This window comes from Rhodanobacter sp. C01 (genome assembly GCF_002001045.1).
In the GTDB taxonomy this organism is placed as follows: Bacteria; Pseudomonadota; Gammaproteobacteria; order Xanthomonadales; family Rhodanobacteraceae; genus Rhodanobacter.
On the sequence record NZ_MUNR01000014.1, the window covers coordinates 714,159 to 736,394 of the forward strand.

General features: G+C 60.2%; 25 protein-coding genes and 1 tRNA gene. 10 read left to right on the plus strand and 16 right to left on the minus strand.

Annotated features, from left to right (window positions below; all coding sequences use genetic code 11):
• Positions 1-12: 12 nt before the first annotated feature.
• Positions 13-89 (minus strand) — tRNA-Arg (locus B0E50_RS17425).
• Positions 90-226: 137 nt separating this feature from the next.
• Here B0E50_RS17425 and B0E50_RS17430 point away from each other — a divergent pair.
• From B0E50_RS17430 to poxB, 7 genes are all read left to right on the plus strand, one after another.
• Positions 227-1,762 carry an aldehyde dehydrogenase family protein gene (locus B0E50_RS17430; protein WP_077442558.1) on the plus strand — a complete coding sequence of 512 codons (1,536 nt, stop codon included), beginning with the start codon at positions 227-229 and terminating at the stop codon, positions 1,760-1,762.
• Between the two features lie 92 nt (positions 1,763-1,854).
• On the plus strand, positions 1,855-2,172 hold the full coding sequence (locus B0E50_RS17435; protein WP_077442559.1) for a DUF4190 domain-containing protein: 318 nt from the start codon (positions 1,855-1,857) through the stop codon (positions 2,170-2,172).
• A complete protein-coding gene (locus B0E50_RS17440) occupies positions 2,169-2,945 on the plus strand; it encodes an SDR family NAD(P)-dependent oxidoreductase (RefSeq protein ID WP_077442560.1) in 777 nt (258 codons plus the stop codon). The genes B0E50_RS17435 and B0E50_RS17440 overlap by 4 nt, the downstream gene beginning before the upstream one ends.
• 19 nt (positions 2,946-2,964) lie before the next feature.
• A complete protein-coding gene (locus B0E50_RS17445) occupies positions 2,965-3,732 on the plus strand; it encodes a class I SAM-dependent methyltransferase (RefSeq protein ID WP_077442561.1) in 768 nt (255 codons plus the stop codon).
• 2 nt (positions 3,733-3,734) lie between these two features.
• A complete protein-coding gene (locus B0E50_RS17450) occupies positions 3,735-4,772 on the plus strand; it encodes a quinone-dependent dihydroorotate dehydrogenase (protein ID WP_077442562.1) in 1,038 nt (345 codons plus the stop codon).
• Positions 4,773-4,803: 31 nt separating this feature from the next.
• On the plus strand, positions 4,804-5,862 hold the full coding sequence (gene murB, locus B0E50_RS17455) for a UDP-N-acetylmuramate dehydrogenase (protein ID WP_077442563.1): 1,059 nt from the start codon (positions 4,804-4,806) through the stop codon (positions 5,860-5,862).
• A gap of 92 nt (positions 5,863-5,954) precedes the next feature.
• On the plus strand, positions 5,955-7,685 hold the full coding sequence (gene poxB, locus B0E50_RS17460) for a ubiquinone-dependent pyruvate dehydrogenase (protein ID WP_077442564.1): 1,731 nt from the start codon (positions 5,955-5,957) through the stop codon (positions 7,683-7,685).
• A gap of 645 nt (positions 7,686-8,330) precedes the next feature.
• Here poxB and B0E50_RS17465 read toward each other — a convergent pair.
• On the minus strand, positions 8,331-9,581 hold the full coding sequence (locus B0E50_RS17465; RefSeq protein WP_139350920.1) for an MFS transporter: 1,251 nt from the start codon (positions 9,579-9,581) through the stop codon (positions 8,331-8,333).
• A 131-nt stretch (positions 9,582-9,712) separates the two neighbouring features.
• Between B0E50_RS17465 and B0E50_RS17470 the strand changes: the two genes are divergently transcribed.
• Together B0E50_RS17470 and ppk1 are read left to right on the plus strand one after the other, a co-directional pair.
• A complete protein-coding gene (locus tag B0E50_RS17470) occupies positions 9,713-10,513 on the plus strand; it encodes a helix-turn-helix transcriptional regulator (RefSeq protein WP_077442683.1) in 801 nt (266 codons plus the stop codon).
• A gap of 191 nt (positions 10,514-10,704) precedes the next feature.
• Entirely contained in the window at positions 10,705-12,870 is a 2,166-nt protein-coding gene (ppk1, locus tag B0E50_RS17475; protein ID WP_077442565.1) for a polyphosphate kinase 1, read from the plus strand.
• Positions 12,871-12,898: 28 nt separating this feature from the next.
• On the opposite strand, the gene B0E50_RS17480 is transcribed toward ppk1, so the two are convergent.
• The 14 genes from B0E50_RS17480 to B0E50_RS17525 form a co-directional block, all read right to left on the minus strand.
• A complete protein-coding gene (locus tag B0E50_RS17480; protein WP_077442566.1) occupies positions 12,899-13,234 on the minus strand; it encodes an antibiotic biosynthesis monooxygenase family protein in 336 nt (111 codons plus the stop codon).
• Between the two features lie 56 nt (positions 13,235-13,290).
• Positions 13,291-13,959, minus strand: coding sequence for a dihydrofolate reductase family protein (locus B0E50_RS17485; RefSeq protein ID WP_254427333.1), 669 nt, complete (start codon positions 13,957-13,959; stop codon positions 13,291-13,293).
• A 249-nt stretch (positions 13,960-14,208) separates the two neighbouring features.
• Positions 14,209-14,577, minus strand: coding sequence for a nuclear transport factor 2 family protein (locus B0E50_RS17490; RefSeq protein WP_077442567.1), 369 nt, complete (start codon positions 14,575-14,577; stop codon positions 14,209-14,211).
• 270 nt (positions 14,578-14,847) lie between these two features.
• Positions 14,848-15,174, minus strand: a complete 327-nt coding sequence (locus B0E50_RS17495) for a MazG nucleotide pyrophosphohydrolase domain-containing protein (protein ID WP_077442568.1) — start codon at positions 15,172-15,174, stop codon at positions 14,848-14,850.
• Positions 15,175-15,267: 93 nt separating this feature from the next.
• Positions 15,268-15,837: a YdeI/OmpD-associated family protein gene (locus tag B0E50_RS17500; RefSeq protein ID WP_077442569.1), complete on the minus strand. Its 570-nt coding sequence runs from the start codon at positions 15,835-15,837 to the stop codon at positions 15,268-15,270.
• Between the two features lie 76 nt (positions 15,838-15,913).
• Positions 15,914-16,261, minus strand: coding sequence for a hypothetical protein (locus tag B0E50_RS17505; RefSeq protein WP_077442570.1), 348 nt, complete (start codon positions 16,259-16,261; stop codon positions 15,914-15,916).
• 54 nt (positions 16,262-16,315) lie between these two features.
• The gene (locus tag B0E50_RS18080; RefSeq protein ID WP_139350921.1) at positions 16,316-16,912 is read right to left on the minus strand and encodes a hypothetical protein; all 597 of its coding nucleotides are present in this window, start codon (positions 16,910-16,912) and stop codon (positions 16,316-16,318) included.
• A gap of 423 nt (positions 16,913-17,335) precedes the next feature.
• Positions 17,336-17,779, minus strand: a complete 444-nt coding sequence (locus B0E50_RS18085; RefSeq protein ID WP_139350922.1) for a hypothetical protein — start codon at positions 17,777-17,779, stop codon at positions 17,336-17,338.
• Positions 17,780-17,799: 20 nt separating this feature from the next.
• Positions 17,800-18,204, minus strand: coding sequence for a hypothetical protein (locus tag B0E50_RS17510; RefSeq protein ID WP_077442571.1), 405 nt, complete (start codon positions 18,202-18,204; stop codon positions 17,800-17,802).
• A 799-nt stretch (positions 18,205-19,003) separates the two neighbouring features.
• A complete protein-coding gene (locus tag B0E50_RS18295) occupies positions 19,004-19,249 on the minus strand; it encodes a hypothetical protein (RefSeq protein ID WP_217343307.1) in 246 nt (81 codons plus the stop codon).
• A gap of 75 nt (positions 19,250-19,324) precedes the next feature.
• A complete protein-coding gene (locus tag B0E50_RS17515; RefSeq protein WP_139350746.1) occupies positions 19,325-19,795 on the minus strand; it encodes a YcxB family protein in 471 nt (156 codons plus the stop codon).
• 83 nt (positions 19,796-19,878) lie between these two features.
• A complete protein-coding gene (locus B0E50_RS18090; protein WP_139350747.1) occupies positions 19,879-20,205 on the minus strand; it encodes a hypothetical protein in 327 nt (108 codons plus the stop codon).
• Between the two features lie 57 nt (positions 20,206-20,262).
• Positions 20,263-20,580, minus strand: coding sequence for a hypothetical protein (locus B0E50_RS17520; RefSeq protein WP_077442572.1), 318 nt, complete (start codon positions 20,578-20,580; stop codon positions 20,263-20,265).
• 76 nt (positions 20,581-20,656) lie between these two features.
• A complete protein-coding gene (locus tag B0E50_RS17525; protein WP_077442572.1) occupies positions 20,657-20,974 on the minus strand; it encodes a hypothetical protein in 318 nt (105 codons plus the stop codon).
• Between the two features lie 191 nt (positions 20,975-21,165).
• Here B0E50_RS17525 and B0E50_RS17530 point away from each other — a divergent pair, with 191 nt between their 5' ends.
• A complete protein-coding gene (locus B0E50_RS17530; protein ID WP_077442573.1) occupies positions 21,166-22,173 on the plus strand; it encodes an integron integrase in 1,008 nt (335 codons plus the stop codon).
• The last annotated feature ends 63 nt before the right edge of the window (positions 22,174-22,236 follow it).

The following is a 22,236-nucleotide window of genomic DNA, read 5'->3' on the forward strand; positions in this document are numbered from 1 at the left end:
GGATGTCACAAATGGTGCCCTCGAGACGATTCGAACGTCCGACCTGCCCCTTAGGAGGGGGCCGCTCTATCCAACTGAGCTACGAGGGCAGCGGCGGCGATTTTCGCATGGATCCCGCGCCTGTGCGATCCGTGCCGTGCTCTGGCAAGAACCGATGGCCTGCTAGAATGGGCAATTAACCGTCATCACCTCGGCGCCCACGGGCGCGCAAGTCCAGGAGACATCCATGTCCCACGCAATCCTCACCGCACTTGGCCTTCACGGCGAACAGTCCGGCACGTACCTCGGTCAGGGCGAGTGGTCGAAGACCACCGACGCCGGCGCGCTGCAGCCGGTGAATCCGGCCACCGGCGACGTGCTCGGTACCGTGCATGCCTCCAGCGCTGCCGATTACGAGGTGATCGTCAAGCGTGCGCAGGCCGCCTTCAAGGTGTGGCGCACCACGCCGGCACCGCAGCGCGGTGAAGCGGTGCGCCTGTGCGGCGAAGCGCTGCGCAAGCACAAGGATGCGCTCGGTTCGCTGGTTGCGCTGGAAATGGGAAAGATCAAGCCCGAAGGCGACGGTGAAGTGCAGGAGATGATCGACATCGCCGACTTCGCGGTGGGTCAGAGCCGCATGATGTACGGCGCCACCATGCACTCGGAGCGCCCGGGTCATCGCATGTACGACCAGTACCACCCGCTGGGCCTGGTCGGCATCATCAGCGCGTTCAACTTCCCGGTCGCGGTGTGGGCATGGAACTCGTTCCTCGCCACCATCGCCGGCGACATCTGCATCTGGAAGCCGTCGCCGAAGACCCCGCTGTCGGCGATCGCCACCATCCGCATCTGCAACGAGGCGTTGAAGGCTGGCGGTTTCCCGGACCTGTTCTTCCTGTTCAACGACGCCGGCACCGATCTGTCGCAGGGCTTCGTCGACGACAAGCGCATCCCGCTGATCAGCTTCACCGGTTCGACCAAGGTCGGCCGCATGGTTGGCGAGCGCGTGGCGCAGCGCATGGGCCGCTCGCTGCTGGAGCTGGGTGGCAACAACGCGATCATCCTCGACGAGAGCGCCGACCTGAAGCTGGCGATCCCGGGCATCGTGTTCGGCGCCGTCGGCACCGCGGGCCAGCGCTGCACCACCACGCGCCGCCTGTTCGTGCACGAGTCGATCTACAAGAACGTGCTGGAGACCCTGGTCAAGGCGTACAAGCAGGTCGAGGGCAAGATCGGCGATCCGAACCTGTCCACCACCTTGATGGGTCCGCTCAACAGTGCCGAAGCGGTAAGCGCCTACCTCGGCGCTATCGAGAAGGCCAAGGCGGCCGGTGGCACGATCGCCACCGGTGGCGCGGCGCTGACCGATCGCAAGGGCAACTTCGTGCTGCCGACGATCGTCACCGGTATCGCGAACTCGCATGAAGTCGTGCAGACCGAGACGTTCGCGCCGATCCTTTACGTGATGCCGTTCAAGACCCTGGACGAGGCGATCGACATGCAGAACGACGTGCCGCAGGGCCTGTCCTCGTCGATCTTCACCAACAACCTGCGCGCGGGCGAGCAGTTCCTGTCGGCGGCCGGTTCGGATTGCGGTATCGCCAACGTCAACATCGGCACGTCCGGTGCGGAAATCGGTGGCGCGTTCGGTGGCGAGAAGGAAACCGGTGGTGGTCGTGAGTCCGGCTCGGATGCATGGAAGGTCTACATGCGCCGCCAGACCAACACGATCAACTATTCGGACGCGCTGCCGCTGGCCCAGGGCATCAAGTTCGATCTGTAAGTGATGTGTTCGATCGCGGGTGGCAAGCCACCCGCGATCGGTGGCAATGCGGTGCGGCGTCCTCCCTGGTTCCCATAGCGAGTGCAGCGACGATGAGCTATCAGCCTGCGTATCGACCTGCTTCCAGCACCAGCACGCTGGCGGTGGTGAGTCTGGTTTTCGGCATTCTTTCCTGGTGCCTGTTGCCCTTCATTGGCGCGATCGTGGCCGTCATCTGCGGTCACCTGGCACGCAGCGAAATACGGCGCGCTCCGGCGGGCACCCTCATCGAGGGTGATGGCATGGCCATCGCCGGGCTGGTACTTGGCTATATCCATCTGGCGATCGCGATCATCGCGGTCGTCGTGCTGATGCTGCTTTTCGGTGCCATGTTCCTGCATCTTGGGCCGCACTGGCATGTGTTTTCATGACGGCCCTCATGCCGAACACGGCGTTTGATTTTCACGGCTACCGTGTGGTCATCGCCGGCGGCAGCAAGGGTATCGGCCGCAGTATCGCGCTGGCATTCGCCTCGGCCGGGGCGGCGGTATCGGTTTGTGCGCGCGACCATGCAGCGCTGGACGAAGTGGCACGTGAAATCACTGCGCTTGGTGCCGACGTCCATGTACAGAGCTGCGACCTGGCCGACGCGTCAGCCGTCAATGACTTTGTGGAAGCTTCAGCCACTGCCATGGGCGGTATCGACGTGCTGGTCAACAACGCCAGCGGTTACGGTTTCGGCGATAACGATGAAGCGTGGCTGGCCGACTTCAATGTCGACCTGATGGCCGCCGTGCGTGCCTCACGGGCGGCGCAGCCGCATCTGGCGAAATCGGCGCATGCCAGCATCCTGCATACCAGTTCGATCGCGGCGCTGCGCCCGCGTCCGGCAGGCCCGTCCTATGCAGCGATGAAGGCGGCACTTAGCCACTACACCATGTCGCAGGCGCTGGCACTGGCTTCACAGCGCATCCGGGTCAACGCCATCGCGCCCGGTTCGATCGAGTTTGCCGGCGGCATGTGGGATCGCTGCAGGCATGAGGATCCCTCGCGCTACGCCGCCGTACTGGCCAAGATCCCGTTCGGCCGTTACGGCACGCCGGAGGAAGTCGCTCATGTCGCGTTATTCCTCGCTTCGCCCTGGGCCGGCTGGATCACCGGACAGACTCTTGCCGTCGATGGCGGCCAGATGCTCAATGGCTGAGTGAAACGGAGTCGATGACATGAACGATCTGCACTCTACCGCGCGTTTCAGTGATCGTGTCGACGACTACGTGCGCTACCGGCCGGATTATCCATCGGCCTTGCTCGACTGGCTGCAGCGCGAGCAGGGCATCGATGCCGGCTGGCGCGTTGCCGACATCGGCGCCGGCACCGGCATCTCGTCGAAGATGTTTCTCGACGCCGGCTATCACGTGACGGCGGTGGAACCCAATGCGCCGATGCGTGCCGCTGCCGAACAGTGGTTGCATGCATACGATGGATTTAAGGCTGTGGCCGGCACCGCGGATGCGACGGGGCTTGCCGGTGCCAGCATGGACCTGGTCACCGTAGCGCAGGCATTCCATTGGTTCGACGAGAAGGCGACACGGCACGAATTCGCGCGCATACTGCGGCCACGTGGTTTGGCGGCAATCTGGTGGAATTCGCGTCGGCTGACCGGCACGCGTTTTCTCGAAGGCTACGAGGCCTTGCTGCAGACTTACGGCACCGACTACACCAGCGTCGCAGAGCGCTATGCCGACGATGCACGCATGCGTGCCTGGTTTGGTGCGGGGTATCGCGGGAGCGCCAGTTTCGAGCATGGCCAGCGACTCGATTTCGACGCGTTGCGGGGCAGGTTGATGTCCTCGTCGTATGCGCCCCAGGCCGGCCATCCGAAACACGAGCCGATGCTGCACGCGTTGCGCGAACTGTTCGACGCCTGCGCCGAGCGCGGCACGATAAGCTTCGACTACGACACCCGCATCTTTGCCGGACATCTGGCCTGACCATGTACGACTACCTGCGCCCGCTGCTGTTCAAGCTTGACCCCGAGACCGCGCATCACCTCACCCTGTACGGTCTGGGCGTGGCCCAGCGCAGCAACTTCGCGCGCTGGATCGCCCAACCGCCGGCGGATCTGCCGACTACGGTATTCGGCATCACGTTTCCCAATCCGGTCGGCCTGGCCGCGGGCCTCGACAAGAACGCCGAGCATCTCGACGCGTTGAACGCGCTCGGTTTCGGCTTCATCGAGGTGGGCACGGTGACGCCACTGCCGCAGCCGGGCAACGACAAGCCGCGCATGTTCCGGCTGCCGCGGCACGAGGCAATCATCAACCGGCTCGGCTTCAACAACGGCGGCGTCGATGTGCTGGTACGCAACGTGCAGCAGTCCAGCTACCACGGCGTGCTCGGCATCAACATCGGCAAGAACAAGGACACGCCGAACGAGAAGGCGGTCAACGATTACCTGACCTGCCTGCACAAGGTCTACGAGCATGCCAGCTATGTCACGGTGAACATCTCCTCGCCGAACACCCAGGGCCTGCGCGACCTGCAGCAGGAAGCCACGCTGTACAAGTTCATTTCGCTGCTTCGCGCGGCGCAGGAACGGTTGGGCTCGCAACATGGCCGGCGCAAGCCGATGCTGCTGAAGATCGCGCCGGATCTCACCGAAACCGAGCTGGATGCGATCGCCGAGGTGCTGCTGCGCACCGGTATCGACGGAGTGATCTGCAGCAACACCACGATCGACCATGCAGCGGTAGCTGACGATCCGCATGGCGGCGAAACCGGCGGGTTGTCCGGGAAGCCGCTGTTCGAACGTTCCACCGGGGTGCTTGCCGGCATGCACAAGCGCCTGCAGGGGCGCATCCCGCTGATCGGTGTGGGCGGCATCCTCGATGGCAGCGATGCGGCCGAGAAGCTCGACGCCGGTGCCTCGCTGGTACAGGTCTATTCGGGCCTGGTCTATCGCGGGCCGCAGCTGGTCGGCGAATGCGTCGATGAAATCCGTCGTCAGCGCGAGGCTGCAAATGTTGCCTGAACGCACGGACATGCCAGCGGAGCGAGTGGACATGGGCGGCTACACGCTCATCGAAAATGCCTCGCTGGCCAATCGCAATACGTTGCGCGTAGCTGCACGGGCGAAGCTTCTGGCGGAGATCCGCGACGCCACGAAACTGCCTGAACTGCTCGATTTCCCGGCCGTGCGCAACGGGCGTCTGCTGGTGCTGGGCGAGGGCAGCAACATGCTGTTCACCGGCGACTTCGACGGCACCGTGCTGGCGATGGAAACCCGCGGCGTCCATGCTGAAGCGCTTGCCACAAGCGGCGTTCAAGTCGAGAGTGATGGTGACAGCGCGCGCATCGCAATAGCTGCCGGCGAGCGTTGGGACGACTTCGTGCGCTGGACCCTGGGTCAGGGCTACGCCGGCCTGGAAAACCTGATCCTGATTCCCGGCACCGTCGGCGCCGCACCGATCCAGAACATCGGCGCCTACGGCTGCGAGGTGGCGGAGTTCATCGAAAGTGTGGAGGCGTGGGATATCCGCGAACGCCGCGTGGTGACGCTCGATCATGCGACCTGCGCATTCGGTTATCGCGACTCGTTGTTCAAGCATGAGCCGGGGCGTTACATCGTCACTGCCGTGCGTTTCGTGCTGCCGCGCAGTCGCCCGCTGCGCACGGATTACGCCGGCATCAACGAACAGCTGGCGCGGATGGGTGTGGACAAGCCCGCGCCGTTCCATGTGGCCGAAGCGGTGGTGCACCTGCGCACCAGCAAGCTGCCCGATCCGATGGTGATCGGCAACGCCGGCAGCTTCTTCAAGAACCCGATCATCGACGCGGCGCTGGCGGATGCGCTCAAGCGCGAACATCCCGGGCTGGCCGTGTGGCCGCAGCCGGACGGCCGTTGCAAAATATCCGCAGCCTGGATGATCGAGGCGGCCGGCTTCAAGGGCGTCCGAGAAGGCGATGCCGGCATCTCCAATCGGCATGCGCTGGTGCTGGTCAACCACGGCAAGGCCAGTGGCCCCGAGCTGTGGGCACTGGCGCAGAGGGTGATCGCCGGTGTCGAGGCAAAGTTCGGTGTGCGGCTGGAGCCGGAACCGGTGGTGATCGGCGCCGTCTGAATTACCTGCTGCCTCAGGCACCCCTTTCACGCAACCGAAATAGCGCCCATGCCAGCATGGGTGACTTGCCACGGTCATGAAGGAATGCCGCGATGGGAATCAGCAACGTTGCCGATGTACTGGTCGAAACCCTCGTCCAGGCCGGGGTGAAGCGCATCCACGGACTGGTCGGCGACAGCCTCAACGGCATCACCGAATCGTTGCGTCAGCGCAAGGACATCAGCTGGTTTCACTATCGGCATGAAGAGGCCGCGGCCTTCGCCGCCAGCGCCGAGTCGCAATTGACCGGCGAGCTGGCCGTTTGTGCAGGCTCCTGCGGACCGGGCAACCTGCACCTGATCAACGGGCTGTATGACGCGCAGCGCACGCGTACCCCGGTGCTGGCCATCGCCGCGCATATTCCTTCCGTGGAAATCGGCAGCGACTATTTTCAGGAAACCCACCCGCAGAACCTCTTCCAGGAATGCAGCCACTACTGCGAACTGGTCAGCGACGCTTCGCAGATCCATCGCGCCGCGGCCATCGCGATCCGCACAGCGATCGCCAAGCGTGGCGTGGCGGTCCTGGTGATACCCGGCGATGTCGCCCTGTCGGCCGCTTCCGGTCCGGTGGTTTCCACCGCCGGCCTGCTGGCGCCAGCACCACAGGTTACGCCGCCACCCGCACAACTAGATCAGCTGGCTCAGTTGCTCGGCAGCGGCCGCAAGGTCACCTTGTTCTGCGGTCGCGGTTGCGCGGGGGCGCACGATGCGGTGATCCGTCTGGCGGAAATGCTGAAGGCACCGGTCGTGCACGCGTTGGGTGGCAAGGAATACGTCGAGTGGGACAACCCCTACGACGTCGGCATGACCGGCCTGATCGGCTTCAGCTCCGGCTACGAAGCGATGATGGATTGCGACACGCTGTTGCTGCTCGGCACCGATTTTCCGTACCGGCAGTTCTTTCCCAGCGATGCGAAGATCTGCCAGATCGACTTGCGTGCCGAAAATCTGGGGCGCCGCTGTCACCTCGACATGGGCCTGGTCGGTGACGTCAACGCCACCATCGAGGCGTTGTTGCCGCGCCTGAAACCCGCCACGGATGATAGCCATCTCAAGAACAGCCTGGCCAACTATCGCAAGGCACGCGAAGGCCTCAACGACCTGGCTACCGGCAAAGCCGGCAACAAACCGATTCACCCGCAGTACGTCGCCAAGGTGGTCAGTGACGCAGCCAGCGACGATGCCGTGTTCACCTGTGACGTCGGCACTCCCACGATCTGGGCTGCACGCTATCTGCAGATGAACGGCCGTCGCCGCCTGCTCGGTTCGTTCGTGCACGGCTCGATGGCCAATGCGATGCCGCAGGCAATCGGTGCGCAGACCGCGTATCCCAAGCGACAAGTGGTCAGCCTGTCCGGTGACGGCGGCTTCACCATGCTGATGGGGGATCTGCTGACTCTGGTGCAGCACAAGCTGCCAGTGAAGATCGTGGTGTTCAACAACGGCACCCTGGGTTTCGTGGAACTGGAGATGAAGGCCTCCGGCTTCCTGCCGGTGGGCGTGTCCCTGGACAATCCGGACTTCGCTGCCGTGGCGCGTGCCGCCGGTATCTATGGTGTGCGCGTGGAAGATCCGGGCGATCTGGAAAAGGCAGTACGCGATGCCTTTGCCCACGACGGCCCGGCTCTCGTCGACGTGGTGACCAATCGACAGGAGTTGTCGATGCCGCCGAAGATCCAGCTCGAGCAGATGAAGGGTTTCAGTCTGTGGGCGTTGCGGACGGTGATGAATGGGCGCGGTGATGAATTGATCGAACTGGCGCGCAGCAATCTGCTGCGCTGAGCTGATTACGCACCCGCAATGCTCAGCTTGGTTTTTGCTTGATCCAAAGCAAAGGGCTTTCGTGCTCCTGCGGAGCCCGAGTTACTTTTCTCTTGCGTGGCCAAGAGAAAAATAACCAAAAGAGAAGGCCACCCCGCTTGGCGCTTGCCGGCCATCCATGCCCGGCAAGTCCGGTGAGCCGGGGCCGGGCTTTTCGACAGCACATCCCTGTGCAGACGAAAAGGAATCGGCATCCTGCCGATTCCCCCTGCGGGGCCTGTCGTCCCCGACTCATCGCCGCACAGGGGCCCGGGTAGAGCAGTGGGCCATCGTGGCCCGCACTCGTTGAAAGGCTGAAAGCTCAGAAGCCACTGCAAGAGCTAAGCATCGCTCTCCCGTGGCTTCGGTTTTCCTCCGCTTTTGATCTGGCACTTCTAAAAAGTACGCACAGGATGCGCGTCGCTCTACCCGGAGCCCCTCTGAAGCGGCGGGCGGGTGGAGGAAAGCCCGCAAGGCGCGTAAGCGGGGTGTCGTTTTCTCTTGGGTACTTCTCTTTTGGACAAGCAAAAGAGAAGTACCTCGCCCTTCGAAGGAGGGTGAAAGCTCTGCTTCAAATCACCCAACCCAGAGCAAATCATCGCGGCTGAAGCCGCTCCAACAAAGAAGCTACGCGTGAGCCCGTTTCTCGATATTCGGCAGAAACACCGTAATCAACCCCATCAACGGCAGATACGCGCACAGCCGGTAGACGTACTCGATGCCATGCGCATCGGCCAGTCCGCCGAGCACTGCGGCGCCAATGCCACCCATGCCAAACGCGAAGCCGAAGAACAGCCCCGAGATCATGCCGACCCGGCCCGGAATCAGCTCCTGCGCGTAAACCAGGATCGCCGAGAACGCCGAAGCGAGGATCAGACCAATGATCACCGTCAGCACGCCAGTCCACATCAGGTTCGCGTGCGGCAGCAGCAGGGTGAACGGTGCTACGCCGAGGATCGATACCCAGATCACCCACTTGCGCCCGATCCGGTCGCCGATCGGGCCACCGATCAGCGAGCCGGCAGCCACCGCGAACAGGAACACGAACAGGTGTACCTGCGCGCTCTGCACCGACACGCCGAACTTGTGGATCAGGTAGAAGGTGTAATAGCTGCTGAGACTGGCCAGATAGAAATACTTGGAGAAGATCAGCAGGCCGAGGATCGCCAGTGCACCGATGATCTGGTGACGCGACAGCGCCACGACCGTCAGGTGCCGCGCCGCCGACTTGCTGCGCGCGACATGATGCTGCGCATACCAGCGGCCGACCTGCAGCAGCACCACGATCGCCAGCAGCGCCGCCAGCGAGAACCACGCCACGCTGCCGCGCCCGTGCGGCACGATGATCCACGCGGCCAGCAACGGCCCCAGCGACGAGCCGGTGTTGCCGCCGACCTGGAACAGCGATTGCGCCAGGCCATGCCGGCCGCCCGACGCCATTCGCGCCACTCGCGAGGATTCCGGATGGAATACCGACGACCCGGTGCCGACCAGTGCAGCGGCGACCAGCAGGATCGGGAAGTTCGGCGCCACCGCCAGCAACAACAGGCCGCACAGGGTGAAGCCCATGCCCACCGGCAGCGAGTACGGCATCGGCCGGCGGTCGGTGACCATGCCGACCAGCGGCTGCAGCATCGAGGCGGTGAGCTGATAGGTCAGGGTGATCAATCCGACCTGGGCAAAGCTCAGGTGGAAGTCGCTTTTCAGGATCGGATAGATCGCCAGGATCAGCGACTGGATCATGTCGTTGAGCATGTGCGCGAAGCTGATGCCGCCCAGCACGCCGAAGGCGGTGCCTTCGTTGTGGTGCGAAGAAGTCGTCACCGGCGGGGCCATCGGCTGAACCTGCAGGCTCGCCTCGTCGACGCGGGTATCCATGGAAAATTCTCGGGGATGGGGAAGGGGTGGCGCATTGCATCGCCAAGGGCATCACTTTAGAGTGGCTGGCGTCGGCCCGCATGCATTGGTGGGTCAGCTTCTGTCGAATTCGGGCCAAATCGCTGCTCATCATGCGCAACGCACGTGTCACCCATTACGAAGACACCCCGCGCGATGTCGTCACCACCGGCAACGACTATCCGCCGCATTACGTCCTGCCACGCCACGCCCACAAGCGCGGCCAGCTGCTGTATGCCGCAACCGGCGTGGTTACGGTGATCACCGACGAGGGCAGCTGGGTGGTGCCGCCGCGCCGCGCGCTGTGGATTCCGGCCGGCGTCGCGCACGAGGTGCACATGAGTGGCGTGGTATCCACCCGCAGCGCCTATGTGCGGGACGAGGCTTCGGCGCAGTTGCCGCGGCATTGCCGGGTGATCGGTGTGTCGTTGCTGCTGCACGCCTTGTTGCTTGAAGCGGTGGATCTGCCAGCCGAGTACGCGCTGGACGGCCGCGATGGCCGGGTGATGGCATTGCTGCTGGACGAGATCGCCGCGATGCCCGCACTGGCGCTGAACACGCCGTTGCCGCGCGACCCGAGGCTGACCCGTCTGTGCCGCGCCCTGATGGCGGCGCCGGCGCTGGAGATCGACATCGACGCGATGGCGCACAAGGCAGGCATGAGTCGGCGCAGCTTTACCCGGCTGTTTCGCCAGCAGACCGGCATGAGTTTCAGCGCATGGCGGCAGCAGGCCTGTCTGCTGGTGGCACTGACCCGGCTGGGCAGTGGCGAATCGATCACCCAGGTAGCCGTCGATCTGGGCTACAGCAGCGCCAGCGCGTTCACGGCGGCGTTCCGGCGGGTGCTCGGTGCTGCGCCCAGCCGTTATCTGGCATCGCACGAACGCATCGATCGCAGCGTGGTCGATGCATGAACCACCGGCTGTCTGGTCGCCACATGACGTGGCTACGGTCACTGGTATGTCAAAGTCGGGTGGCAAGCTGGGTTGGCCGCGTCTGGCCCTGTCACATCCCCACTGCCATGCCGGCACGGGGTTACCATGTCGATTCTTGTGACAGTTCCCGGGCTGCGCGATCTCTCTGACCGGATCATGGATTTGCACCAATGAACAGCCGCATCATCCGCGAGACCCTGCCGCCAGACGCCTCCGTGCCAGCCGCCAACGATGCATTGCCATCCGCGACGCCGCCGACGGTGGATCTGGGTGACAGCCGGTTGTACATCCATCGCGAACTGTCCCAGCTGCAGTTCAATATCCGCGTGCTCGACCAGGCGCTGGATGAGCGCACGCCGCTGCTGGAGCGGTTGAAGTTCCTGCTGATCTTCTCGCGCAACATGGACGAGTTCTTCGAGATCCGCGTGGCCGGGCTGAAAGGCCAGATCGCACTGGATCACGAGCTGATCGGTCCGGATGGCATTCCGCCGCGCCGCGCGCTGGCCGAGATCAGCGAGATCGCGCACAAGCAGATCGAACGGCAGTACGCGATCCTCAACGAACGCATCCTGCCGGAGCTGGCCGGGCAGGGCATTCGCATCGTCCGCCGCACGCAGTGGACGCACCGGCAGAAGCTGTGGGTGCGCCGCTATTTCCGCGAGGAAGTAGCACCGCTGATCACGCCGATCGGCCTGGATCCGACCCATCCATTCCCGCTGCTGGTCAACAAGAGTCTGAACTTCATCGTGCGGCTGGATGGTATCGATGCGTTCGGCCGCGACTCCGGCCTGGCGATCGTGCCGGCGCCGCGCGTGCTGCCGCGGCTGATCCGCATGCCGCTGGAAATCTGCGAGGGCGGTGACAACTACGTGCTGTTGTCCTCGATGATTCATGCCCACGCCGAGGAGCTGTTTCCCGGCATGACGGTGCTCGGCTGCTACCAGTTCCGGCTGACCCGCAACGCCGACCTCACGCTCGATCCCGAGGACGTCGAGGACCTGGCGCTGGCCTTGCGCGGCGAACTTTACTCACGTCGCTTCGGCGACGCGGTGCGGCTGGAAGTGGCCGACAACTGCCCCAAGGACCTGACCGATTATCTGCTCAAGCAGTTCGGCCTCAACGAATCGGAATTGTACGAAGTGAACGGTCCGGTCAACCTGGCGCGGCTGTTCCGCATCGCCAGCGAGGCGGGCTATCCGCAGTTGCAATACCCCTCGTTCACGCCGGCGCTGCCGAAGTCGCTCAAGCACGCCGAAGACCTGTTCCAGGTGATCGGCAAGCAGGACGTGCTGCTGCTGCATCCGTACGAATCGTTTTCGCCGGTGGTCGACTTGCTGCGCCAGGCAGCGAAGGACCCGCAGGTGCTGGCGATCAAGCAGACGCTGTATCGCACCAACGCGAACTCGGAAATCGTCGATGCCCTGGTCGACGCGGCGCGCGCCGGCAAGGAAGTGACGGCCGTGGTCGAGTTGCGCGCACGCTTCGACGAAGAATCGAACCTCTCGCTCGCCTCACGGCTGCAGCAGGCCGGGGCGATGGTGATCTATGGCGTGGTGGGCATCAAGACGCACGCCAAGCTGATGCTGATCCAGCGCCGCGAAGGCACCGAACTGGTGCGCTACGCGCATCTGGGCACTGGCAACTACCACACCGGCAACGCGCGCCTGTACACCGACTACAGTCTGCTCACCTCCGACGAGGCCTTGTGCGAGGACGTGCACAAGCTGTTCAGCCAGCTCACCGGCATGGGCAAGGTGTTGCGCATGAAGAAGTTGCTGCATGCACCGTTCACGCTGAAGAAGGCCCTGCTCGAGCTGATCGCGCGCGAGACTGCGCACGCCACTGCCGGCAAGCCGGCGCAGATCATCATCAAGGTCAACGCGCTGACCGAACCGAAAGTGATCCGTGCGTTGTACAAGGCCAGCATCGCCGGCGTGCACGTCGAGCTGATCGTGCGCGGCGTCTGCTGCCTGCGCCCCGGCGTGGAAGGCGTCTCCGAGAACATCCGCGTGCGTTCGATCATCGGACGCTTCCTCGAACATAGCCGCGCCTACTGGTTTGCCAACGACGGCGACCCGCAGTTGTATCTGGCCAGTGCCGATCTGATGGAACGCAACCTGGATCGCCGCGTCGAATCCGCGTTCCCGCTTGAAGGCAAGAAACTGCAGCAGCGCGTACGCAATACACTGGATCTCTATCTCGGCGACAACACCAGCGCATTGCTGCTGCAGCCTGACGGCCAGTACCTGCGTGCGCCCGTGGCCAGCGGCGAGCCCGCCCGCAACGTGCAGGCCGAGTTGCTGGAGAAGCTGTGCGGGGTGGCCGCCAAGCCCTAGGAACGATCGGTTCGGCTTGAATGAATTGTCAGGTGTCACCAGCCCGAAGCGGAACCAGGAAATCCGATATCGGCTCGAGGATCAATTCTGGCAGGCTCTCGGCGATGGATTCGCGCAACTGCTGCCAGGCTTCAGGATCGACAGACGTGCGAGCGAGCCCTTCAGCCTTTGCAGCAGCGGACGGCCACTGCGTATAGCTGTACCAGATGTTGTCTGGGCCACGGTGCAAGCGCGAACCCAACGAACCTCGCTCGGTCAGTTGTAACTGAGTGATTCGCGACCAGGCCTGGACAAAAGTCTCTTCGGACCCAGGATGCAGGCGCCAGCGGTAGATGGCGCAGAACGCGGGACAGTCATCGCTCATATTTCTCCCGTCGGTGCGGCAGTCTTGCTGATATCCACCATGGCGAATATCGGTTGTCAGGCGTCATTGTGCCCTTGGCGCCGGAGTACAACGTGGGTGGCTTTCCCCGACGCGACGAACTGAACGCATTCGTATCCCAGGGTGCGCACGTCAATCCCCTCGAACAGTCGCTCTCCACTGCCAAGCAGGACCGGTGAGATAGCGATATGCAACTCATCGATGAGGCCTGTACGAAGATATTGCTGGATAGTGTGGACTCCGCCGCCAATGCGCACATCCATTCCGTTGGCTGCGTCGCGTGCCCGGTCAAGCGCCTCGTGTATACCGCCTGTGACGAAGTGGAATGTCGTTCCACCTTCCATCTGGATGGGCGGGCGCGCGTGATGAGTCAGGATGAAAGCAGGAACGTGATAGGGCGGGTTGTCCCCCCACCAGCCTTTCCAGTTCATGTCGGGCCAGGAACCGCGAATCGGTCCGAACATGTTTCTTCCGAGAATCCAGGCGCCAACATTCTTGAAGCCTCGCGCAGCGAAGTCGTCATCGATTCCCGTTGCGCCATCGTTGGCGCCAAACAGGATCTGTTGGAACGTGCGTGTCGGGACCAACCACTGGTGCAAATCTGTTCCGCCCACGCCGAGCGGATTCCCGATGTCCTGATTCGGACCAGCCGCGTATCCGTCAAGCGCGATGGTAAAGCTCTCAACTCGGACGCGTGTCATTTTCATGCCTTCCTTTCGATTGATGCCTGACGCTGGAGTCAAGCAATGACGAAGCCGTCCGCCTTGAACGAGATGTTGGGCGGACGCGAATGGTTAGGTGGCAAGAGCAAGTGAATGGACTAGGGCGACTTGAAGTTTCCTCCTGCTGCCTAACGCGCTAATCAAGCGGACCGCTGTAGCCGGGTCCGCTTGAAGGAAGGGTTGGGCAGCGGGCGCTTAGATACAGCCGATCTTCAGGCGGATGGATTCTGCCATTCACGCTCCACCCGCGTAGAAATATTCCTCGCGTACGATCTTTCCATCCTGAATGGTGAAGAGTCCAACTTCGTCCATCTTCATTCTCCGGCCGGAGGGCTTGTTCGTTACGTCGTATTGAAATCCGACAACGAACCTATTGCCATGGGGCCACGGACCCGTGACAGAGGCCGAATGGATTTCGTGATTGGCACGCCACCATTCGCCCTTCGCCTTGATGGCTGCAAGGCCTCTTGTTTCTTGCTCTGCGCCTGGCATCGTAATCGCTTCTACGCTCACAGCGTCGGAAGCGTACAACGCCTTCGCCTCATCGTTCTTTCCTTGCTTGCAGAGGTCCACCAGCTTGTTGGCAATATCGAGAGTGTTCATGCGTTTTCCTTCCGGTCGAAGTGAGAGATTCGGGCCTCCAAATTGGAGTGTTGGCCTTGTCCCAAGCGATTGTTGACGAGTCACGCTGCATCACCATCGACGCGGCGCCGTCAAAGAGTTTCCAGCAGACCTGCTGACAACATGGTGTCAGGAGAGATCAAGACGAGATGAAAGACGGCTAACGCCTTGTTCTGGCGCCAAAGCGAGTTGGCGCGGTGGTCGTGCAAGCAAGCGTCGTGGCAATGCCCCTTGGTCGCTCAGCAACAGTTTTTATGTTTCGAGTTCCTTGGATACATATTCCATTAGTCCTTTAATATTCTTGGAGAACTCCGCCTCCAGATCAATGCCGCATTTATTGGCAAGAACGATAACCGACCACAGACAATCTGATAATTCATGGCCTAGTTTTGATTTGAAATCGTCGATGTTGCGAATACCTGCATTCGCCTGAATCAGTTTTGCCAAATCACCGATGTCTCCTACGAATCCGAGCGCCAGTTCTTCCGTGCTCCAAACTCGACCATACAACTTGATTTCGAGCTCCTCATAAAGCTCGTTGAGTTTTAGCGCGGATTCTTCCAATTCTCTATATTTCATGTTTGATCTCAGTGCTGGTGGAAACATGATGCTTGACATGTAGCCTGCGGGGAGACGTTCCCTCAATGGAAGGTTCAGGCATCAGCTGCGGAGTCATGGGTGGAGCTTTTCGCCGTTGTTGAGCATTTCGACGAACTGAGCGATCTTCTTTGCGCGGGTCTCCGGTTTTTTCACGTTCTGGATCCTGAACAGGACAGCGTACCGATTCCGACTGTCGAGCGTCGCAAAGAAGGCCTTTGCTTTCGGATTCGCTTCAAGCGCCTCCAGCAAGTCACCTGGGACGGTTGCATTGCTCGCGGATGAATAAGCGGCATCCCAACGACCGTCCTGCTTGGCTCGATTGATCTCGTCCAGGCCGGCCCGGCGCATTCGCCCCGATGCAATCAGAGCTTCCGCCTTCGCCCTGTTGATCTTCGACCAAATGCTCCTGGCGGCTCTAGGCGTAAATCGCTGAAGCCAATGGTGCGCGCTCTCTGCCTGCTTCTGACCGTCGACCCACCCGTAGCACAGGGCACTTTCCAGCGCTTCGGCGTAGGAGACGGTTGCATCGGCTGCACTTTTCTTCGCCAGGCGGAGCCACACACCTGACGAGGTACTCCCGCTTCGCTCAAGCCAAGCCTCCCACTTTGCCTGTGTTGCGAAGCTGAGTTTTGGGTCGTCCATAGAGGGCTGGCTGATGCCTGACGCTGGAGTTAAGCGGTACCGGAGGCGTCCGCCTTGAACGAGTAGTTAGGCCGGCCTAGGAGCTCGACCGCCGAATGAGCTCTAAGATGAGTTGTGGTTGGTATGTTGCCCACCAACCGAACAAGCCTAGCGTGATGCTGCCAACGATACCGAAGCCAGCTGCAGCAATGCCACGTTGCAATCGCTTGCGCCAAAACAACCAGACGCACACGACCAAAACCGGCAAGCCCAAGCACAGGTAGTAGAACGAGAATACGACCTTGGCTTGAGGTGGAAGTTGGCCAGAAACAGGCGCATAGAAGGCGATACAACCTGGAACCAAAACGAACGCCAAAAATACGATGATGATGGCTGGAAGAAGGCCAGTCAGAAGCAGCACGATGTCCTTGGTGCTCGATTTCATAAAGCCTAACGCTGGAGTTAAGCGGCGGCGAAGCCGTCCGCCTTGAACGAGTGGTTAGGCCGCAGAGCTAGGAACAATGCCTGCGGACGTGGCTCCGTGAACTTCCGGGCCGAACCATAACGCTGCCCCTTCTTGGACAGATGTATACGCATGACGCAAGACTGGGCGAGCATGCAGCTTTGCGCAAGCCATTTTGTTGCGTATATGGCGTTGGACTTGCCCCGACAGTTTTGATAGTTCGCGCCAGTTGCAATCGCCAGCTGGGTGGATGGAGCTTTGCCGCGCACCAGCTTCGCTCCAGTGGCCGAAGTGCGTGTGATGAATGACGCCTTCTTGTATGCCACTGAGGTACAACTGCATCAGGCCAGCACCTTCAACTGAATAGCGATGCGGGCTTTGGGGCAACCCAGCCATATCTATGCGACGAATCACGGGCTCAACCATCACCGACGGCGACCAAAGTTGGAGATATGCTGCTCGATAGTTGCCAAGTGCAATGACCTCCTCCAGAGCAGGCAGAGAGCGGAATTGACGCACGGGCAAATTGTGCTCGGACGATGATTCGTATACGACGATGTCTGTCTCACCAAAAAGAAACCGGAAGAGTTCTCGAAGGTCGTCTGCAGCAGCGTAAAAGTCGAGATTTGCCATTGCCGTTGGTATGTAGCCTAACGCTGGAGTTAAGCGGCGGCGAAGCCGTCCGCCTTGAACGAGTAGTTAGAGCGCATTACCTGGATGCAGGTAGCACCAGCAGCTATTGCAACAGATGCTTGATTGATCAAGCTGCAACTGTGGCGAAATGGCGGCTAGAGCACTCTTTGATATTTGTGGAAGCTCTCCGGACACGAACGCAAAAACTTCGGCGCTACGGTTGCAGCCTACCAACATCTTGATGATATGTAGCTTGTCAAAGCCAGCATCGCCGTCGATGAGCGGACGCATGTGGACGCATAGATGATGATCCCATCGACTTGGATCGAGGTCATCGCACTTTAACCCGCGAAAAGTCGTAATGGTCATGAGCTCTAACGCTGGAATTGAGCGGCGGCGAAGCCGTCCGCCTCGAATGATTGGTTAGGTGCCGTTTCCATATCCATGAGCCAGGAGAAGCATTGTCTCTACGTTGCTCTTCAAGTTCGGTTCTTCGCAATCGCCAACTAAGTCTGAAAGAAATTCTACAACGACTTGTTTGCCAAAGTTTCGGCACCAATACCATGGGAGCTCTTCGACGCCGCGATCCCAAATGGTTGCCGCAGCGAAAACAGATCCGTCCAGAGCAAGAGGCGACGGTGGAGCAACCGAGAGCAAAAGTTTCCCGGCGAGTCGCTGCCGCTCGAATTTGTTCTCTTGCAAAGAAGGATCGAAGAAAAATGAGAATAGCCCGAAGAAAACTTCTCTTGATGGTGCATCGCTGCAGTCAATTGCAAGTTGCTGACACTGTTGATGGTTATGAAATCCATAGCGGTCAGCTGCCGATTTGACAGCCTCTGTGATTTTTTCCCGATCCCATGAATTCACAGAGGCACCTAACGCTGGAGTTAAGCGGCGCGCGGCTTTTCGCGCGTCCGCTTGGACGACGGGTTAGGTTGCTCGCCGATATGTTGGAGAGTCAACTCAATTTCGTTGATTAAATATGGCCACTGAAACTCAGGGTCTACCGAGAATTTGTTGCGGAGGTTGTTGAGTATGCGGCCTGTGACCTCGTAGTACCTTTTGAAGTGCCGCAGCTCGAAAACAACGGCCACCTGCCTGTCGATCCATGCGACTTGGGAGGCAGGATCCGGCTGAACAAGCTCTTTGATGAGCCGATGGTAAGCCTCGAACTCTTGCGCCCTTTGCTCGCGGCCGCGTACGAGAATGAACTGAATGGCCGACCACACAAACGCAATCGCGGCGCCCAAGGCGCTGAGAGCAGCTATGTTTTGGGCTAGCCATGCAGCCATGCTTTAAAACCTAACGCTTGAGTTAAGCGGCGGCGTAGCCGTCCGCCTTGAACGAGTAGTTAGACCCCTTGCGAGGGCCTACCACGGAGATTTAAGCCAATAGAAGCAGTGCGGACAATAGTCGATGTCTAGGGGTGATGCCCGCTCGAATGGACTGACTGGAGTTTGGGAGCAGTGGGGGCAGACCAAGCTGACTCTCTCTGCGGCGCGAGCGATCATGAGGGCAAGAAAGAAAACAAGGAACAGGGCAACAATATAGATGTTTTGCAGATAGACGCCGGCAGCTATACAGGCCAACGCTGCCAAGCCGATGGAGGGCTGCACAAGTTTGTATCGCTTGCGATACGTCGATGTCGCTTGTGCCCAAGCGGCAATTACTTGTGGATCATTTACGGCTCGAATCGGCATTGGCTCTAACGCCTGAGTTAAGCGGCGCCGGAGGCGTCCGCTTGAATGATTAGTTAGGTGCCTAACCTAGAAGAACAATGAAGGGCCACGCAATACCAACAAGCGCCAGCATGAGAAAGAATGCCGTAAGAAGTGAATTTTTAGCGCCCGCAACGCACATAAGCCCCCATGGCAAGCACACCAATGGCCCAGCTAGTGCGAAGCCAATGACGGAACGAGCAAGAAAAATTAGAGCGACCGAAACGGCTAGCCCGATCATGGCTGTAGCAAAAAGCTTCTTACGGTAGGGAAGCAATGATGCTGAAAGCCGCTGAAGGGATGTCATAGATACCTAACGCTGGAGTTAAGCGGCGGCGAAGCCGTCCGCCTTGAACGAACTGTTAGGCGATTGCTAGTTGCGATATGAGTGCCACGCAAGCCAAGCAAAGCCGATGAGCCCGGCGATGTACGCGAAAAGCATAAACCCATACTGCGAAGGATGTGCCGCGCTTGAATAGTTGGTGTCGGTGACCCACCAAGCGAGACTTGGGCCTGGAGTCACACCTGACCTGAGTGATGAAAGGATTAACGCGCCGCTGGAAATTGCGCCCAGCAAGCCAGTGACGATCAGGAACCATCGCTTTACCGAGTCGTTCATTTCCCCTCGCTCCCTGTTCTTGGGGCCTAACGCTGGAGTTAAGCGGCGGCGTAGCCGTCCGCCTTGAACGAAATGTTAGACCGCATGCGCGCGGTGCCATGCTTGCGAGTCTTTGACGAACTGACCCTTGAACGCGTCGTCCACGAACGCGCGTGCAGGAACGATTAGAGCATTGCCCGTAGTGCTGGTGATTACCACAGAGTCTCTTGCTTCTTGAACCGATGCAATCTCCGCCCAGCGTCGTGAGCCAGATTTGTTGCCAATTTTGGTTGACCAGCCATCCGGCCCGACAAGAAGAGTGCGTTCTTTGCTCTTGAACATGACTTGCGGCCACAGAGCAAAGAAGAGCGTTACAGCTGGCAAAGCACCAAAGAAGTACAGCACGTAGGAGCGGATTGCAGGAGGAACACCAAGTATGTCGGGCAGCACAAACGCGAGTACAGCGGCGACAAGCAGATGCACGCGCCAAAGACGCGCTCTCCAAGCGTCCCAGTAAAAGCGCCAGACTTCGGATCGAGATGAGCGATAGCTAAGGGAGTAGTTCATGCGGTCTAACGCTGGAGTTAAGCGGCGGCGAAGCCGTCCGCCTTGAACGAGTTGTTAGAGCATATTGCCAAATCGATTGGTAATCATGAAGTTGCTTTGAGCAACCGCTTTAGCTCTGATTCTGTGACTCCGGGCGCATCCTCAGCCAGCCAGTGCTCAAACTTTTCTTTGTGAGAAAAATGGTGCATGTGGCCTTCGATGACATGATCTTTTTGCGTACCGAACTTGCATACGAAGACTAGGTGATTGCGGGCTGCGGCTACCAATTTGATGTGCGTAAGAGGAGGCGGATCTGCTTTTGGCGCTCTTGCGGCTTTGTCGGTGTACGGAGACGAGCCGAACAAGAGGTCACGTAGTTCTGGCGCGTGGCCTTGATTCAGAAGTGCTCGAATAATCTCGGCCTTTGCCATGATGAGCTCTAACGCTGGAGTTAAGCGGCGGCGAAGCCGTCCGCCTTGAACGAAATGTTAGGCCGCGGCTGCGACCAGCAGAACCTCTGGACAAATGAGCTGCAACTTTGCCACTTGCTCGGTTGAGAACGTACTGCCGGAAAGTACGAGTGATGCTAGTGCCGGAATGCGGGCAATTGCCTCAACAGCAGCAAAAGAGAGATTGGATGCGTTGAGCGCAATTTGCTGCACGCCTCGAAGATCTTGAAGGCCAGCAACCTGAGTATCAGTGACGGGAACCTTCATAAGGGTAACGGCGAAGATCTCCGGCTCCCAGACATAACCACCGCCGAGGGCTTCGACATGAGAAAGAATTTCTTCGTTGTTTGCTGCCATGGGACCGTCAACTAGCTCCTATGAGGCCTAACGCTGGAGTTAAGCGGCGGCGAAGCCGTCCGCCTTGAACGAAATGTTAGGCCGCGGCTGCGACCAGCAGAACCTCTGGACAAATGAGCTGCAACTTTGCCACTTGCTCGGTTGAGAACGTACTGCCGGAAAGTACGAGTGATGCTAGTGCCGGAATGCGGGCAATTGCCTCAACAGCAGCAAAAGAGAGATTGGATGCGTTGAGCGCAATTTGCTGCACGCCTCGAAGATCTTGAAGGCCAGCAACCTGAGTATCAGTGACGGGAACCTTCATAAGGGTAACGGCGAAGATCTCCGGCTCCCAGACATAACCACCGCCGAGGGCTTCGACATGAGAAAGAATTTCTTCGTTGTTTGCTGCCATGGGACCGTCAACTAGCTCCTATGAGGCCTAACGCTAAGTAGACCCCATATCCGGGGTATAGCGTCGGATCGTTCAGCATCACACCCGTTGCCGTCAAGCCATATTCCTACAGGCGATCAGCAACTTGCCCTGTTCTGTCAGGTAGGTCTAGTCGAGGAGACTGCCTGGAAAACAGCAGGGAGTGGCTGGATATGTCTTATGACCCTGGAAGTAGCGGTATATCTGCTGATGGCGAAGTGCCGCGCGTGCCGCGGCTTTTCGATGAAGTTCGGCGCCACATGCGGTTGAAACATTACAGTTTGCGCACCGAGAAGGTGTATCTCGCCTGGATGCGCCGGTTCATATTGGCTAACAACAAACGGCACCCGCGCGAGATGGGCGCGGTCGAGGTTGAGCGTTTTCTGAGCAGTCTCGCGGTCGAGGGAGATGTGGCGGCCAGCACACAGAATCAGGCGTTGTCGGCGTTGCTGTTTCTATATCGGCAAGTGCTTGGCATGGACTTGCCGTGGATGGACAGCATGGTGCGGGCCAAGCGCCCGCGCCGGTTGCCGACGGTGCTGTCGGTGGAAGATACGCGACGGTTGCTGGCTGCGATGGATGGGCGGCCGTGGCTCTTGGCCAGCCTGCTTTACGGCACGGGCATGCGCCTGATGGAGTGTTTGCGCTTGCGCATCAAGGATGTCGATTTCCGCCGCGGCGAAATTACCATACGAGACGGCAAGGGTGGCAAGGATCGTCACACCATGTTGCCGCGCGCACTCGTCGAACCGCTGCAGCGCGAGATTGAACGTGCGCGCTGCCTTCATCAGGAGGATCTTGCAGGCGGTTTCGGTGAGACGCGATTGCCTCATGCGCTCGCTCGAAAATATCCCAGGGCCGCACGGGAACTCGGCTGGCAGTTTGTGTTTCCGTCGCTGCAGCGCTCACGTGATCCGCTGGATGGCACCTTTCGCCGGCATCACTTCGATGAGCGGATCCTGGCCAGGGCAATGAAGCGTGCAAGGGTGCTGGCGGATATCGCCAAGCCGGTCAGTGCACACACCTTGCGCCACTGCTTCGCCACGCATTTGCTGGAGGCGGGTTATGACGTGCGTACCGTGCAGGAGTTGCTCGGTCACAAGGATGTCGCCACCACGCAAATCTACACGCATGTGCTCAACCGCGGCGGACAGGGCGTGCTGAGTCCGCTGGATCGTTGAGGTTCGGCTCGCGCCGCCGGCTGTAGGAGCGCACCCTGTGCGCGAATGCTTTTCGCAAAATCA

Coding starts and splice junctions, on each gene's coding strand:
- B0E50_RS17440 (WP_077442560.1), top strand. CDS start 2,169: ATGACGGCCCTCATGCCGAACACGGCGTTTGATTTTCACGGCTACCGT.
- poxB (WP_077442564.1), top strand. CDS start 5,955: ATGGGAATCAGCAACGTTGCCGATGTACTGGTCGAAACCCTCGTCCAG.
- B0E50_RS17445 (WP_077442561.1), top strand. CDS start 2,965: ATGAACGATCTGCACTCTACCGCGCGTTTCAGTGATCGTGTCGACGAC.
- B0E50_RS17490 (WP_077442567.1), bottom strand. CDS start 14,577: ATGAACACTCTCGATATTGCCAACAAGCTGGTGGACCTCTGCAAGCAA.
- B0E50_RS18090 (WP_139350747.1), bottom strand. CDS start 20,205: ATGGCAAAGGCCGAGATTATTCGAGCACTTCTGAATCAAGGCCACGCG.
- B0E50_RS17450 (WP_077442562.1), top strand. CDS start 3,735: ATGTACGACTACCTGCGCCCGCTGCTGTTCAAGCTTGACCCCGAGACC.
- B0E50_RS17510 (WP_077442571.1), bottom strand. CDS start 18,204: ATGGCTGCATGGCTAGCCCAAAACATAGCTGCTCTCAGCGCCTTGGGC.
- murB (WP_077442563.1), top strand. CDS start 4,804: ATGGGCGGCTACACGCTCATCGAAAATGCCTCGCTGGCCAATCGCAAT.
- B0E50_RS17500 (WP_077442569.1), bottom strand. CDS start 15,837: ATGGACGACCCAAAACTCAGCTTCGCAACACAGGCAAAGTGGGAGGCT.
- B0E50_RS18295 (WP_217343307.1), bottom strand. CDS start 19,249: ATGAACGACTCGGTAAAGCGATGGTTCCTGATCGTCACTGGCTTGCTG.
- B0E50_RS17435 (WP_077442559.1), top strand. CDS start 1,855: ATGAGCTATCAGCCTGCGTATCGACCTGCTTCCAGCACCAGCACGCTG.
- B0E50_RS17530 (WP_077442573.1), top strand. CDS start 21,166: ATGTCTTATGACCCTGGAAGTAGCGGTATATCTGCTGATGGCGAAGTG.
- ppk1 (WP_077442565.1), top strand. CDS start 10,705: ATGAACAGCCGCATCATCCGCGAGACCCTGCCGCCAGACGCCTCCGTG.
- B0E50_RS17470 (WP_077442683.1), top strand. CDS start 9,713: ATGCGCAACGCACGTGTCACCCATTACGAAGACACCCCGCGCGATGTC.
- B0E50_RS17480 (WP_077442566.1), bottom strand. CDS start 13,234: ATGAGCGATGACTGTCCCGCGTTCTGCGCCATCTACCGCTGGCGCCTG.
- B0E50_RS17525 (WP_077442572.1), bottom strand. CDS start 20,974: ATGGCAGCAAACAACGAAGAAATTCTTTCTCATGTCGAAGCCCTCGGC.
- B0E50_RS17485 (WP_254427333.1), bottom strand. CDS start 13,959: ATGAAAATGACACGCGTCCGAGTTGAGAGCTTTACCATCGCGCTTGAC.
- B0E50_RS18080 (WP_139350921.1), bottom strand. CDS start 16,912: ATGGCAAATCTCGACTTTTACGCTGCTGCAGACGACCTTCGAGAACTC.
- B0E50_RS17495 (WP_077442568.1), bottom strand. CDS start 15,174: ATGAAATATAGAGAATTGGAAGAATCCGCGCTAAAACTCAACGAGCTT.
- B0E50_RS17430 (WP_077442558.1), top strand. CDS start 227: ATGTCCCACGCAATCCTCACCGCACTTGGCCTTCACGGCGAACAGTCC.
- B0E50_RS17515 (WP_139350746.1), bottom strand. CDS start 19,795: ATGAACTACTCCCTTAGCTATCGCTCATCTCGATCCGAAGTCTGGCGC.
- B0E50_RS17520 (WP_077442572.1), bottom strand. CDS start 20,580: ATGGCAGCAAACAACGAAGAAATTCTTTCTCATGTCGAAGCCCTCGGC.
- B0E50_RS17505 (WP_077442570.1), bottom strand. CDS start 16,261: ATGAAATCGAGCACCAAGGACATCGTGCTGCTTCTGACTGGCCTTCTT.
- B0E50_RS17465 (WP_139350920.1), bottom strand. CDS start 9,581: ATGGATACCCGCGTCGACGAGGCGAGCCTGCAGGTTCAGCCGATGGCC.